General features: G+C 65.3%; 14 protein-coding genes, 2 tRNA genes and 1 pseudogene. 3 read left to right on the top strand and 14 right to left on the bottom strand.

Features of this window, described 5'->3' with window-relative positions; translation table 11 throughout:
• Position 1: 1 nt before the first annotated feature.
• From VKF82_10965 to rpmE, 10 genes and pseudogenes are all read right to left on the bottom strand, one after another.
• The gene (locus tag VKF82_10965) at positions 2–367 is read right to left on the bottom strand and encodes an HIT domain-containing protein (GenBank protein HME82585.1); all 366 of its coding nucleotides are present in this window, start codon (positions 365–367) and stop codon (positions 2–4) included.
• Entirely contained in the window at positions 352–1,977 is a 1,626-nt protein-coding gene (locus VKF82_10960; protein HME82584.1) for an ABC transporter substrate-binding protein, read from the bottom strand. The genes VKF82_10965 and VKF82_10960 overlap by 16 nt, the downstream gene beginning before the upstream one ends.
• Positions 1,950–3,458: a copper amine oxidase N-terminal domain-containing protein gene (locus tag VKF82_10955; GenBank protein ID HME82583.1), complete on the bottom strand. Its 1,509-nt coding sequence runs from the start codon at positions 3,456–3,458 to the stop codon at positions 1,950–1,952. Before VKF82_10955 ends, VKF82_10960 begins: the two co-directional genes overlap by 28 nt.
• Before the next feature lie 47 nt (positions 3,459–3,505).
• Positions 3,506–4,612: a glycosyltransferase family 1 protein gene (locus VKF82_10950; GenBank protein HME82582.1), complete on the bottom strand. Its 1,107-nt coding sequence runs from the start codon at positions 4,610–4,612 to the stop codon at positions 3,506–3,508.
• Entirely contained in the window at positions 4,609–5,376 is a 768-nt protein-coding gene (locus VKF82_10945) for a glycosyltransferase family 2 protein (GenBank protein HME82581.1), read from the bottom strand. Before VKF82_10945 ends, VKF82_10950 begins: the two co-directional genes overlap by 4 nt.
• A gap of 54 nt (positions 5,377–5,430) precedes the next feature.
• Positions 5,431–7,077, bottom strand: coding sequence for a CTP synthase (locus tag VKF82_10940; GenBank protein HME82580.1), 1,647 nt, complete (start codon positions 7,075–7,077; stop codon positions 5,431–5,433).
• Positions 7,078–7,234: 157 nt separating this feature from the next.
• Positions 7,235–8,188 carry an oxygen-dependent coproporphyrinogen oxidase gene (gene hemF / locus VKF82_10935; GenBank protein ID HME82579.1) on the bottom strand — a complete coding sequence of 318 codons (954 nt, stop codon included), beginning with the start codon at positions 8,186–8,188 and terminating at the stop codon, positions 7,235–7,237.
• On the bottom strand, positions 8,185–9,087 hold the full coding sequence (gene prmC, locus VKF82_10930) for a peptide chain release factor N(5)-glutamine methyltransferase (protein ID HME82578.1): 903 nt from the start codon (positions 9,085–9,087) through the stop codon (positions 8,185–8,187). The genes hemF and prmC overlap by 4 nt, the downstream gene beginning before the upstream one ends.
• Positions 9,047–10,138: a peptide chain release factor 1 gene (gene prfA / locus VKF82_10925; GenBank protein ID HME82577.1), complete on the bottom strand. Its 1,092-nt coding sequence runs from the start codon at positions 10,136–10,138 to the stop codon at positions 9,047–9,049. Before prfA ends, prmC begins: the two co-directional genes overlap by 41 nt.
• A 672-nt stretch (positions 10,139–10,810) precedes the next feature.
• Positions 10,811–11,002, bottom strand: a pseudogene (gene rpmE / locus VKF82_10920) (50S ribosomal protein L31).
• 167 nt (positions 11,003–11,169) lie between these two features.
• On the opposite strand from rpmE, the gene VKF82_10915 reads away from it, so the two are divergent.
• Both VKF82_10915 and VKF82_10910 read left to right on the top strand, forming a co-directional pair.
• A complete protein-coding gene (locus VKF82_10915; protein HME82576.1) occupies positions 11,170–11,463 on the top strand; it encodes a hypothetical protein in 294 nt (97 codons plus the stop codon).
• Positions 11,464–11,526: 63 nt separating this feature from the next.
• Positions 11,527–11,991, top strand: coding sequence for a hypothetical protein (locus tag VKF82_10910; protein HME82575.1), 465 nt, complete (start codon positions 11,527–11,529; stop codon positions 11,989–11,991).
• A 1-nt stretch (position 11,992) separates the two neighbouring features.
• Here the strand turns inward: VKF82_10910 and VKF82_10905 are convergent.
• Together VKF82_10905 and VKF82_10900 are read right to left on the bottom strand one after the other, a co-directional pair.
• Positions 11,993–12,069 (bottom strand) — tRNA-Ile (locus VKF82_10905).
• Positions 12,070–12,137: 68 nt separating this feature from the next.
• Complete coding sequence (locus VKF82_10900) at positions 12,138–13,142, bottom strand: DNRLRE domain-containing protein (protein ID HME82574.1); 1,005 nt, start codon at positions 13,140–13,142, stop codon at positions 12,138–12,140.
• Between the two features lie 147 nt (positions 13,143–13,289).
• On the opposite strand from VKF82_10900, the gene VKF82_10895 reads away from it, so the two are divergent.
• Positions 13,290–13,362, top strand: a tRNA-Ala gene (locus VKF82_10895).
• 26 nt (positions 13,363–13,388) lie between these two features.
• Here VKF82_10895 and VKF82_10890 read toward each other — a convergent pair.
• Both VKF82_10890 and VKF82_10885 read right to left on the bottom strand, forming a co-directional pair.
• Positions 13,389–13,847, bottom strand: coding sequence for a hypothetical protein (locus VKF82_10890; GenBank protein ID HME82573.1), 459 nt, complete (start codon positions 13,845–13,847; stop codon positions 13,389–13,391).
• 53 nt (positions 13,848–13,900) lie between these two features.
• Positions 13,901–14,083, bottom strand: a complete 183-nt coding sequence (locus tag VKF82_10885; GenBank protein HME82572.1) for a hypothetical protein — start codon at positions 14,081–14,083, stop codon at positions 13,901–13,903.
• Between the last annotated feature and the right edge of the window lie 8 nt (positions 14,084–14,091).

Genomic DNA, 14,091 nt, shown 5'->3' with positions numbered 1-14,091 from the left:
TTCATCCCGGCGGCCACGCGAAATGCCGGCCGGATACGACGTGGACGTGAAGATGATACACGGTTTGGCCGGCCGCGGCCCCGTTGTTGATCACGACGCGGTAGCCACCCTCGGGGCCGCGCGCAGCGCCGAGATCTCCGGCGACTTTGAGCAGCCGCCCCAGCAGCGCCTCGCCGCCGTCGTTGACCGCGTCGGTAAGGGTGGCGTGATGCTCGCGCGGCACGACCAGGATATGATCGGGCGCGATCGGGCGGATGTCGGCGAACGCCACCACGTCGTCATCCTCGTACAGGAACGGCGTCACGATCTTGCGCGCGATGATATCGCAGAACACGCAGCCGTCGGCCATGGTCAATGCGCGATCCACAGGTCTTGGAACAGCTCGGCGCTGTCCGGGTGCGGCACGTAGCCTTTGACTTTGACGTTGAACGCGATCGGCGGGCTGGTGTGCACCAGCGGCACGCACGGCGCGCGATCGTGCACGATCGCGAGCGCCTGGTCGTACAGCGCGCTGCGTTTTGCCTTGTCGGTCACCAGCTGCGCCTGGGTGGTCAACTGATGGAACTGCTCATCTTTCCAGAAGCAGACGTTTTGCGCGCCCGGCGGGGTGGCCGAATCCTTGTCGAGCAGGACGTAAAGGAAATTGTCCGGGTCGCCGTTGTCCCCGCTCCAGCCATACAGCGCCATGTCCGCTTCGCCGTTCATGACGCGTTCCAGGTACGTGCCCCACTCGAACCCCTCAAGGGTCGCATTGATTCCGACCGCCTTGAGATCGGCTTGGATGGCCTCGGCGACGCGCTGCGGTTGGGGCAGATACGGCCGCGGCAGCGTCATGTACCACAAAGTGGTCGAAAAACCGGTCGGATAGCCGGCGCGCGCCAGCAGCGCGCGCGCTGCCGCCGGGTCGTACGGATAGGCGACCTTGACGCCGTGCGGCCAGATCGCCGCGGGCAGGAACTCGTCGGCGACATCGGCCTTCGGGTCATAGAAATTCTTGACGATCGCCTTGGCGTCGATCGCCTCGTTGATCGCCCGGCGCACGAGCACGTTGTCGAACGGTTTCTTGCCGTTGTTGAGCGCTAAGTACATCACGTTGTTGGGCGGCATATGGTAGAGCACCAGGTTATGGTCCTGCGCGATGCGCGGCAGGTCGTTGGGCTGCGGATATTCCCAGCCGTCGATCTCCCCCTTCTGCAGCGCGATCAGGCTTGAGGCGGCATCCGGTATATCGCGCAGGATGACCGTGCCGATGCGCGGTTTGCGCCCCCAATATCCGTCGAACGCCTTGAGCGTGATGTGGTCGTCCTTGACCCACTCGACCACCTGATAGGGACCGGTCCCCACCGGTTCGCGGAAGTAGTCCTCGCCTTTGCTCTTCATCGCCGCCGGCGACGACATGGCGAACGAAGGCATCGCCAGGTTCGCGAGCATCGGCGCGAGCGGCTTGGTCAGGACGATCTGCACTTTGTCGGGCGCCAGCACGCGCACGTCGGCGATGACGCCGGGGAAACCGCCGAACTGGCTCTCGTAGTACGAATAGTCGCCCGGCAGCGATAGATGCAAGGGATCCTTCTTGAGCCGCCAGCGGTCGAAGTTGACCTTCACGGCGGCGGCGTCAAAGGCGGTGCCGTCTTGGAACTTGACACCGCGGCGAAGCGTGAACGTCCATATCTTGCCATCCGGCGACGTGGTCCACGAGGTCGCCAGCGAAGGACGGATCTCGAACGAGCCGCTGCCATAGGCCGTAAGGCCCTCCATCGTGGCGCGCGCGACGTTGAGCGACATGCCGTCGGTCACCACGGCCGGATCGAGCTTGACCGCGTCCTTGTTGCGCCCGAAGACCAGCGTCGACGTGTCTTGCTTGGGCGCGCTGCAGCCCGCCGCGAGCACCGCAGCTACGGCAGCGCACGCAACGGCGCGCGCAAGACGATCGGCGAGCGGGTGGCGCATCAGTTGCTGGATATGACGAACGACCACGAATAATCCAGCGCGTTGCCGGCGACGTCGGCTCCTCTGACCCTCACGGAGATCTGGCCCTGATGCAAGTCGGATGCCGGGAAGTACGAGATGAAACCGCCGGTACGCGTCGCTTGTGAAGTGACGTCCTTGCCGTCGACGAGGAGCTGCAGGCTGCCGGCATCCATGCCCTTGCCGCCCAACGTCTCGAACGTGACGTAGATGCTGGGCCGCAGCGTATTGATGCGCGCACCGCTGCCCGGTGCGGTCTCCTTCACCTGAGGCGGCTCGGTGATGATGTTGAGCGGGTCCGGTCCGACCGCGTGCGCGCTTTGGCCGGCTTTGATGAGGGTCACCAAGATCGGCGCATCCACCAGGTTGGTGCCGACCTGCACGACATACGAGCCCTCGTAATGGCCCGGCCGCACTTCGCGCATCGGCGCCGCCACCACCACGTTGCTCAGATCGAACGTGGCAGTGCCGCCCGGCGTGCCGTCAAAGGCGATGTCGACCGACTGGCCCAGGTGTAACGGGTGATCGGTATTCGCGGTGACGCCGCTGATGGAAAGCGCGTTCGCAGCGACGGTCGTGCCTGGAGTCGCTGGGATCGCCGACGGCGTTGCGCCGCCTGGCGGCGCAGGTGTGAACGCCACGACTTGGCGCACTTTACCGGTCCGTGGATCCGAGCGCACCGTGACGATGTCGCCCGCGTGCACGTCGGCAAGCGTCGCGGTCCGCCCGTCGACGGCGATGCTCGTCGAACTGTCGACGGAGAACACGCGGCCGTTGGCCAGGACCATGTTCTGGCCGGCCACGCTGGTCACGGTGCCGCTCGCGCCGGAGAACACGTCGGCCATCGAGAGCACGCGCCCTTGCACGTCAAGCGTGGCGATCAGCGTATCGCCCGGCTTGACCTGGGCGAGCGTGCCGTCACCAGCGACCGCGCCATGGGTGTCGCGGAACTGGACCTTGGTGGTCGGCGGAACGGTGATGGTATACGACATGCCTTTGACGTCGATGTCGACCGATGGCACGTCAGCGTCCGGCGAGACGCTTGTGACCGTGCCTTCGAGCGTGTTGTTGGAGCGTACCGGCGGCGGCGTCGGCCCGTTGGCAGGACCGCTCTGATCCGCGAGCGCGAGATCGATCTCGTGCTTGGACGCGTCCGTACGCAACGATGCGCCCAACGCAGAGGCGAGGCCGCGCAGCGGCAACATCACCTTGCCGTTGATGGTCTGCGCCGGCGCTTCGATCTTGTGCGGCTGGCCGTTCACGATCACCGTCGGATCGTCGATGCGGAAGACGAGTTGCACGAGCACCGTCGTCACGGTCACCTGCTTGGTCTTGCCGTCGTAGCGGATGTCCGCGCCGAGCGCCTCCCCGACGGGGCGCAGTGCGACATACGTACGGCCGCCGACCGAAGCGACCGCGTCGGCCGGCAAATGCGTGCCATTGACGACGATCGAGTCGCCCGCTGCGGCGGTCGGCAGCGCTGTCGACACGATAGTCAACGCCGCAACTGCGCCTATGAGACCGGCACCGGCAGATCTTAGCGCGCGAGACATTCGCGATAGACCCCAGCGGTGAGTCGCGCCGTCTGCGACCAGGAATATGCGGAGGCGCGCCGCCGCCCGCGCTCGCGCAGCGCCTCGACGTCGGCGCCGCCGGCGAGCACGAGCTCGACGGCGCGCGTCAGCGCCGTCACATCGCGCACGGGGAACGTCAGCGCCGCATCTCCGGCGACTTCGAGCAGCGCAGGCGTCTGCGCGACGATGACCGGCGCGCCCGCCGCCATACCCTCTAATACCGACAAGCCAAAACCTTCATACGACGAGGGCTGCACGGTGGCCGCGCAGCCTGCATACAACTCGACGAGTTCTTCTTCTGATACGTGTCCGGCCCGCACAATTCTGCCGCCCCTTTTCGTGTACCTATCGAGGTCGAACGCGAACGGCATGCTTTCCGTCAAGACGAGATCGCAGGCGCCTTGGACTTCCTGCCAGGCGGCCGCCAGCGTCTCAAGGTTCTTGTGCTCGCGATGATTACCCGCGTAGAAGATGTACGGTGCACGCAGCTCGAGGCGCGCTCGCACTCGCTTGGCTGCCTGCTCCCGTTCGGACGCGTCGAGCGCGAAGCGCTCGCTGACGCCGAGCGGCACGATCCGCACCGCAGCGGCGTCCACGCCGAGAAAGCGCTCCAGATCCGGCACCGTCGCCGCCGCGTCCGTGATCACCGCGCTTGCGCCGCGCGCGACCGGGCCCGCGACGAACTCATAATATGGGCGCACCTTCCATTTGAAGTAGTGCGGGAAGCGCCGGTGGATCAGATCGTGGATCGTGTAGACGTAGGGTGTCGGGGTCCATCGCGGCGCGTAGACCGACATCAGATGGGTCAGCGATGCGTTGCGCCGCAGCCGGCGCAGCAGCCCCGCATACCCGAGCTGCTCGCCGAGCGATCCGTTCACGGCAAGACGCTCGGGGATATGAATCGTTCCGACGTCGCCGCCGGTATCGAGCTTCACGTTCGACACGATGGTGAACGACAGATCGGGTGCGGCATCGGGCAAGCGCGCGGCAAGCTCGCGCACGTACGTGATCATCCCGACGGACATCTGCTTCGTGACGCGCGCGTCGAGGATGATGTGCGGCGCGCTCACGCCGGCGGACTCGCGCCGCGCCGCAGCGCTTTGGCGGCCACAGCGACCGGATAGAGCGCGCTGAACCAAGCGATGTAGGCGCCGCGCCAGCCATCCGCAATGGCACCGCGAACGAACAGCAGCCACAGAGCCCGCAAGGGCGCCAGCATCGCGAGGCCGGCAAGCGACAACGCATCAGGTTCCGAGGCAGATGCTTCGATGCTGGTGTAACGATCGAACTTGGCGCGGTACCGCGCGAGGTCGTCATAGGAATGATGATCGAGGGGAGCGTCGAGCCGCGCGCTTGCGCCACGCACCGTCCAGGTCTCATGAAGCGCGGCGTCGCCGCTATGGCGCGCTTGGATGCCGACGCGCCCGGTGCGGAACAAGCGGATCAGGCGGTCGGGCCACCAGCCCGCGCCGCGGATCCAGGCGCCGCAAAAATAATTGCGCCGCGGCACCGAGTAGGCGACCACGTCGTCGGGGGGATCCGCGCGCGCGATCTCCAGCGCCAGCTCCGGCGTCACCCGTTCGTCGGCGTCGAGCATGAAGGTCCAGAGCGTGTCCACCAGCGCGGCCGCGTCCAGCCGCGTCTGGGCAAAGCCTCGCCACTGCCCGTCGACGACTCGCGCACCGCGGGCGCTCGCCAGTGCCGGCGTGCCGTCGGCGGACGCAGAATCATAGACCAGCGCCTTTGCGCCAGACGGCAGCGACGCGAGACAATCGCCGATGCGCGCGGCTTCGTTCTTCGTCAGGACGACGAACGTGATCTGGGAGACGTCCACAATCAATAGCGGCGCGTCGTCGAAAAACGCGCTCTTCCTTGCTTGAGCTAGCGGCTACGCGCCGATGCGGGCCTGGGCCTGCTCCGCCATCGGCTGCTGCTGCCGGTGCGCGTATTCGATGCACGCGCGCATGAAGCCGGCGTACAACGGCGCCGGCCGGGTCGGGCGCGACTTGTATTCGGGGTGCGCCTGCGTGCCCAAGAAGAACGGATGGCCCGGCAATTCGATCATCTCGACGAGATTGGCGGCCAGATACTGCCCGGATATCACCATGCCGTGGCGCTCGAACACCTCGCGGTATTGGTTGTTGAACTCGAAGCGGTGGCGATGGCGTTCGCTGATCTCTTCGTGCTCGTACAGGCGATGGGCAAGCGAACCTGGCGTGAGGTGGCACGGGTACGCGCCCAAGCGCATCGTGCCGCCCATGGTCTGCAGATTGCGCTGGTTCTCCATGAAATCGATCACCGGATGCGGCGTCTCGGGCTCGACCTCGCGCGTGTGCGCTTCGTCCAAGCCGCACACATTGCGCGCGAACTCGACGCACGCCAGCTGCATCCCGTAACAGATCCCCAGGAACGGCACGCCGGCCTCGCGCGCATAGCGGATGGCGGCGAGCTTGCCCTTGATACCGCGCGCGCCGAAGCCGGGCGCAACCAAGATCCCGCTCGCGCCGGCGAGCACGTCGAGACCGCGCTCTTCGAGCGCCTCGGAATCGACGCGCAATACTTCGACCGCTGCGTTGTGCGCGACGCCTGCGTGATAGAGCGCTTCGTTGATCGAGATATACGCGTCTTTGAGCTCGACGTACTTGCCCACCAGCGCGACCCGCACCGTCTCTTTGGGCCGCTGGATGCGGCGCACCATCGCACGCCACTCATCGAGATCGGCCTGGCGCTCGCCCAGCCCGAGCTTGCGGCAGGCGAGCTCCGCCAACCCTTCGGCTTCGAGATTGAGCGGCACTTGGTAGATGCTCTGCGCATCCGCCGATTGCACGACCGCGCTCGGCTTGACGTCGCAGAACAGCGCGATCTTCTGCTTGATCTCGGGCGTGAGCGGATACTCGGTGCGGCACACGATCGCGTCCGGCGAGATGCCGATGCCGCGCAGCTCGCGCACCGAATGCTGGGTCGGCTTGGTCTTGAGCTCGTCTGCGGCGCCGAGGTGCGGGACCAGCGTCAGGTGCACGTACATGACGTTGTCATCGCCGACGTCCTGCCTGAACTGCCTGATCGCTTCGAGGAACGGCAGCGACTCGATATCGCCGACCGTGCCGCCGACTTCGACGATGCACACCTGTGCGTCACCGGCCTGAGCGACGCGCTTGATGCGGTCCTTGATCTCGTTGGTGATGTGCGGGATGACCTGGACGGTCGCGCCCAGATAATCGCCGCGGCGCTCCTTGTCAATGACCGCGCCGTAGATCTGGCCCGTGGTCACGTTGTGCAGGCGGCTGAGGTTCTCGTCGATGAAACGCTCGTAGTGTCCGAGATCCAGGTCGGTCTCGGCGCCGTCCTCGGTCACGAAGACCTCGCCGTGCTGATACGGGTTCATCGTGCCGGCGTCGACGTTGATGTAGGGATCGAGCTTTTGGCTGGTCACCGCGATGCCGCGGCTCTTGAGCAGCCGGCCCAGGGAGGCCGCCGCGATGCCCTTGCCCAGCGACGAGGCGACGCCGCCGGTGAAGAAGATGTACTTGGTCACGAGGTTCTCGGTCGAGTGAACTCGACCGCTCCATTCGTAACGAAGAACCAGGTCGGTGGACGACCTGGTTCTGAGGTTGCTTTTGCGGGGGCTGCGCCCTTGCGCGTCGCCAGCGGCGATGCGGTCCGGCTCAAGAACTCCGGAATCCGGACGCAGGTCATGTACTTGTCGATTCGTCCGGCCTGAGTGAACTCCTGCCCCCATCGCGCGCGGCCTCGCCGAGCCAATCGCGAGGCGTGAAAAAGGCGAGCGCCTGCGCTTCGCGGCTGTCCGGCGCGGGCTGCCAGGCGTACTCCCAGCGCGCGATCGGCGGCAGCGACATCAAGATCGACTCAGTGCGGCCCTTGGTGGCCAACCCGAACGACGTGCCGCGGTCGTAGACGAGGTTGAATTCGACGTAGCGTCCGCGCCGCAGCGCTTGGAAATAGCGTTCGGTGTCGCCGAAAGGCTGATCGCGGCGGCGTTGCGCGATGGGCGCGTACGCCGGCATGAACGTATCGCCGCAATCCACCGAAAACGCGAGCAGCTTTTCGAGATCGCCGTGCAGATCGTCAAAGAAGATCCCGCCGACGCCGCGCGTCTCGTTGCGATGCGGCAAATAGAAGTATTCGTCGCACCAGCGTTTGAAGCGCGGATAATAGGACGGATCGTGCTTGTCGCACACGGCCTTCCAGGCGGCGTGGAACGCCACCGCGTCCTCAACCGTCGGATAGATCGGCGTCAGGTCGGAGCCGCCTCCGAACCAGGCGCGCTCACCGCGTTCGAGATAGCGGAAATTGGCATGCACCGCCGGCACGTAGGGATTGCGGGGATGCAGCACCAGCGACGTGCCGGTGGCGTGGAATTCGCGTTCGGTCCCGCCGAGCCGGCTCAACGCCTCATCGTCGAGGCGTCCCCAGACGGCGGACCAGCTCACGCCGCCTTTCTCGAAGAGATCGCCGTCGGCGATCGTGGCCGTATGTCCGCCGCCGCCACCCGGACGATCCCAGGCGTCGAGGCGGAATTTTGCGCGGCCGTCGAGCTCTTCAAGCTGTTCGCATAATCGCGATTGCAGCGCCCGGAACTGCGCCTGGGCGCGCAATCCGAACGCGCTGAAATTCTGCTCGATCATGCGACCAGCACCATGCGTTCGCGACCGCCGATGTCGTGGCGGATGCTCACGGTACGATCCGGGAATGCAGCGCTTGCCGTTGTGGCGAGATCCGCCGCCGTAGCAGGGCCGCATTCGCAGTAGACGCGTCCGCCCTGGAGTAAGTGCCGCGGCGCTTCTTGGAACATGCGCCGGTAGACGTCTAATCCGTCCAGGCCGGCGTCAAGAGCAAGCGCCGGCTCGTAGGCGCGGACACCGGGCGCCAGCTCGGGATCGCCATCGCGCACGTAGGGCAGATTGGCGACGATCGCATCGAAGCGGCGATCGCGCTCGAGAGGCTCGAAGAGGTCGCCGTGGACGAGTTCGATGCGTTCACCGAGCGCGAAACGGGCGACATTCTCGGCGGCGACCTGCAGCGCGCCTATGCTGACGTCGGTCGCGACGACGGCCGCATTCGGGAGCATGTCTGCGAGCGCGCAGGCGATGGCGCCGCTGCCGGTGCCGAGGTCGAGGATATCGGGTTCGCGGCCGCGCCAATCCTCGACGACCGCCAGCACGAGCTCTTCGGTCTCGGGGCGAGGCACGAGCACGCGCCGATCAACGGCGACGCGCAGCCCGCAGAATTCCTTGAAACCCACCAAGTACGCCACCGGTTCGCCGGCCGCGCGCCGGCTCGTCAGCGCCTCGAGTTCTTCGCGGCGGCGCGCGGGAAGGCGATGTTCCCCGTACGCCACGATCGCAGAAGCATCAAGACCGGTCACGTGGCTCGCCAGGACGCGCGCGTCGAGCCAGGGCGTATCGGACACGCCGATGAGGCGGCGGCGGCACAGCTCGACCGCTGCGGCGATCGTGTCGGCCGCAACGCGGTGAAAGCGACGCTCAGGCGACCGCATCGCCGCCCAGGGCGCGCCGTTCTTCATCGGTGAGCAAGGCTTCCACCACCGCGTCGAGGTCGCCGGCGAGGATCGACTTGAGGTTGCCCGTCGAAAAGCCGATGCGGTGATCGGTCAGGCGGTCCTGCGGGAAATTGTAGGTGCGGATCTTCTCGCTTCGATCGCCCGAACCGACCTGCGAGCGCCGCGCCGAGGCGGTCGCGGCTTCTTGCTCGCGCAGCTTGGCTTCATACAGATGCGCGCGCAACAGCTGCATAGCGCGCTCGCGATTCTGGAGCTGCGAGCGCTCTTCTTGGCAGGCTACGACGACGCCGCTCGGCTTGTGCGTGATGCGGATCGCCGACTCGGTCTTGTTGACGTGCTGGCCGCCGGCGCCCGACGCGCGGTAGGTGTCGATCTGCAGATCCGAGGGATTGATCTCGATCTCGACGTCGTCGGCCTCGGGCAGCACGGCGACGGTCGCCGTCGAGGTGTGGATGCGCCCGCTGCCCTCGGTTTCGGGCACGCGCTGCACGCGATGGACGCCGCTCTCGTGTTTGAACTCCCGGTACGCGCCTTCGCCGCGCACTGCGACGACCGCCTCGCGATAGCCGCCTGCCTCGCTCTCGCTCGCGCTGACGATCTCGCTTTTGAGCCGATGGCGCTCGGCGAACTTCAGATACATGCGCAGCAGATCGCCCGCGAAAAGCCCGGCCTCGTCGCCCCCGGTGCCTGCCCGGATCTCGATGAAGATGTTCTTCTCGTCGTTGGGGTCCTTGGGCACGAGCAGCACACGCAGATGACGCTCCTGGCCGGCGACGGCTTCGCGCAAGCGCGCCACTTCGGCGCGCGCCATATCGGCGATCGCTTGGTCAGGGTCGCGCGTCATCGACTCGGCGTCGCCGAGCTCGTTGAAGAGGATGTTGTATTGGTGGTAGGCGCCGATGATCGGCTCGAGCGCCGCGCGCTCCTTGGACAGCTTCTTGTTCTCTTGCGGATCGAAGGCGGAGGTGAGCGCCTCGAGCCGGGCGTTTATCTCGTCAAAACGCTTTTGGATCGCGCCCAGGCGTGCGGGCAACCCTTGTGGAGTGGTATCCATAACGACGCTTACGAAGCCGGTCGCAGCGCGCGGCGCGCACGCGCGCTACTTCGACTTCGCCGTCTTGCCTTTCGCGGCGGGTTTCTTCGCTTTGGTCTCCGTGGTCTTCTTGGCAGCGGCCTTCACCTTCTTGGGCGCTTCGGTCGCCGCGGTCGCCTTCGTCTTGGCCGATTTCGTCGCCGTCTTCGCTTTTGCCGGAGCGCGCTTGGCTATTTTCGGCTTAGCGGCTTCGACGTCTTCCAGCGTGACGGCAGCGGCTGCCGCCGGCTGTGCGACCGGTGCGGCCTCGATTTCCGGCGTCTCGACGGCCTCTACGCTCGCATCTGTTGCGGCTGCGCCGTGAACGGCTTCGTGCGCCGCGCTTTGCGCGGCCGCCTGCAGCTCTTGCGCTTTCGCGGCCTCGTGCTGCTTGCGCGCTTCTTCTGCTTTGCGCGTTTCTTCCGCGGCGCGCTGCGCCTGCGCAGCAGTCTCGCGCTTGGCGGTTTCCGCCTCGTGCTTGCGCTTGTGCTCGGCCTCTCGCGCCGAGCTCTCGGCGGCTTCGCGCGCGGCTTGCTCCGCGGCCGCGACGGCAGCGGCTTTGGCCGCCTCGGCTGCCGCAGCATCGGCGGCGTCTTTGACTTTCTTGGCCTCGGCTGCAGCTTTGGCTTTCTTGGATTTTTGGCTCTCGACTGCGCCGTACTTGGTCACGAATTTCTCGACGCGACCTTCCGTGTCGACGAACTTCTGCTTACCCGTGAAAAACGGATGGCAGTTCGAGCAGATCTCGACATGCAGTTTTTCAAGCGTTGAGCCGGTTTGGAAGGTGTGGCCGCACGCGCACACGACGGTGGCAGTATGCCACTTGGGGTGGATCTTCTCTCTCACTGGGGTCCTCTCTCGCGCTGCCCGGCCAATGCTTCGGCGACTTCTGTCCCGCAATCGGCCACGTGCGCCAAAGGCTACTATATCATACGGGACCTAGACAGTCCACCGCCGGGTGTGACAACAAGCCCTAAGAAGCGGGGCGGTTGCAAGCCCCGAGGAGGACCGCCATGGCGTGGCTACCACTGGTCGGCACGGTGATGTCGCTCGTGACCTCAAAGGGCATCGACGTCGCACAGCAAGCGATGATCCAGATGGACGAGACCAATCAACTGCTGCTGCAGGCGCGCGAGATGCAGCATCAGGAGGCGCTCGACAACCGCAGTGAGGTCTTCAATGAAGCTGTTGCAGATCGCTCCGAGAGCATGCGCGAGCGCAGCATGCTCGAGGACCTCGACATGGCCGAGCGCAAGATCGACGATAAGATCACCAAGGAGTGGATCGGCCTGATCCGCGGCCAATAGGCAAAGCGGGGGTCTCTCGCCAACCTCGGGAGCCCCCGTTACGCCTTCCTTGGAGGTCCCACTATGAAACGAGCACTTCTCCCGGCAGCCGCAGTCATCATCGCTGTCGCCGCATGGCCTGCTTTCGCAGATCAAATGGGTTCAGTGACGGTGCCGATCGCGGCTCAAAACGGTTCCAACCAGACGGGCGTCGCAACGCTCACGCCGACCTCGGACGGCAAGACCAAAGTGGACATCAGCCTCAAGGGCGAGCCTGATGGCGCGGTCGAGCCGGCGCACATCCACAAGGGCCCGTGCAAGACGCTGAATCCGAAGCCGTCATATCCGTTGACCGCGGTGACGGGCGGCAAATCGAGCACGGTCGTGGACGTATCGCTGGCGCAGCTCCAAGCGGGCACGATGGCGATCAACATCCACGAGTCCGCCGCTGCGATCCAGACGTACGTCGCCTGCGGCGACATCCCGTCGAGCGCAACGCCAGGCGGATCCTCGGGAATGAGCGCTACGCCCGCCGGATCGGGTTACTGATTGGTGGGCGATCGAGGACTCGAACCTCGGACCTCATCCTTATCAGGGATGCGCTCTAACCACCTGAGCTAATCGCCCGCACGCGCGGATTTCGCGAAGTTCCGATGGTTCTCCGGCAAACCGGGGCGCCCTGCCGCGGAGCGGTCTTACATCTGCGTGATCGTGAGCACCCCGTCAGTGGCGAAATCGACTGTGCAGCTGTCGTTGCCGTTCGAGCCATTGTCCTCGCTCCTGCCACGCAAGACGAAGCCGTTGTTGGTCGTAGCGCCGCTGGCCCACCCTTGCACGATCGGGGTCACATCGAATGTGAAGGTGGACGCGGTTTGCTGGACCACCGGCGCCGAGAAATCGGCGTCGACCGGATACGGGGCGGTGAAGTCGTTGCTGCCACCGATCCAGCTGACCGTGGCGCGGCCGATGCCGCCGAAGCACGCCATCTCGCCGGTGGTCGGCTTGATGGTCAGGGTGGCTTTGCCCACGTGCGCGCCGGAGATGGCGGCTTGGTCGAAAAGCAAGGCCGACCGCAGATAGAAGTTCCAGTGATAAAGGTAGAACGAGTCGCCGTTTTTGATGTGCACCCAGCCCGTGCACAGGTCGGCGCACGGCCCGGTGCCGACCTCCGGCTGATATGTGGACATGCCGACCCACTTGTACTCGTACTTGCGCCAACCCCACCACTTGGTGTGCAGCGTGATCAACGGGCGGACGAGCGAGTTCGCCTGATGCAGCACGCCGTATGGGTTCGCCGCACCGCAGGCAACGGCGAAGGTGGCCTTGTTCGAATACACGTCCGCTTGGCCGCCCGCGATGTTGTGCACCCAGAGCTGGTCGAAGTTCGCCCCGGTACTGCTGGTTGTGATGCTGAATGAGTCGCTGACCGCGATACTGCCGCCCCATGGAATCGTCGCCGCCCCGACGTTTTGGACTTGTTGCGCTCCATTGATGTAGCGGTTGAAACTGTACTGGAGTGTCGTGCCCGGCGTGCCGGCGATCGTGCCTTTGAACGCTTCGGCGGTCGGACACTTGCCGGAAAATGACGGGGTGGTCGCGGTTATGGTCGCCGCGGTCACGGTTGCCGCCGCCGGCCGTGCGGCTACGACCCCAAGCGCAAAGGCGAAGACGGCTGCGGCAAAGGCGACGTTCCGATCCATATGGATGCCCCCTTGGAAAAGAGCGTTTTGAACGTAACGCTGGTGCGCGGGAGAACGTTTCGCGGGCGGTCGATCATATCCCCGATCACCTGTAGCCAGGCGAGCTCGAAAAAGAAAAAGCCGCGTCGTCTTGAACTACGCGGCTTCGGGGGATTAGCTCAGTTGGTAGAGCGCGTGCTTTGCAAGCATGAGGTCAGCGGTTCGAGCCCGCTATCCTCCACTCCGTGATATACGCGCAGTTCCTCGCTAGAGCTGGCCGGCGACCCAGGCGGCCAGCTCTATCAGTTCTCGGTCCGACGGCGTTGGGGTCACGTTGATGTAGAAACGGACCTTGCCTTTGAGCACGTGGATCGCGTTGCTCTGATCGACGTACGCCGTGTCGCCGAGATGCGGCGGGGACGACTTGACGCCATAATAGGGCGTCAGCTTCGCAAAGGTCTCCTTGGCTGTCGCCGCGCTCGGGTCGACGTAGACGATGAAGACGACTTTGCCGCCGGCGCCCCCTGCCGTGTAATCGCACTCCGTGCCCGGCGGCAAGCCCGCGAACGCGGGAGGCGCTACGCTGCTGCCCGGTGCTCCGAAAGTTCCACCGACGACTTTTTGCAGTTCGCTTGCAGGAAGCAGCGCACAACGATCCGTCGGGAGCTCTTTTGCCGAGAGCACTGCCGGAGCCATCAAGGCGCCGATCGCGAGTGTGGCGAGCATAACGCGAGGGATTAGCCTTAGACGCTGGACGGCACGCATGCTTTCTCCTTTGCTTAACGCGGGAAATCGTAGAAGAAGTGGTTTGCCTCGCCTTCGTTATGTCCGCCGAGCATCGACGCGAGACGCGGCGCATTGCGCAGCAGATACCAGTCGCCGAGATGATCGAACTTGCGACACGAGCGCTCTTCGTTGCGTGCCGGAATGACTATCGAAAATCGCGCGGTGCGATCGCTCACGCACTACT

This window comes from Candidatus Eremiobacteraceae bacterium (genome assembly GCA_035314825.1).
Lineage (GTDB): Bacteria > Vulcanimicrobiota > Vulcanimicrobiia > Eremiobacterales > Eremiobacteraceae > JAFAHD01.
Note: the sequence above shows the minus strand (reverse complement) of the source record. Positions and strands in the feature narration are given on the sequence as shown.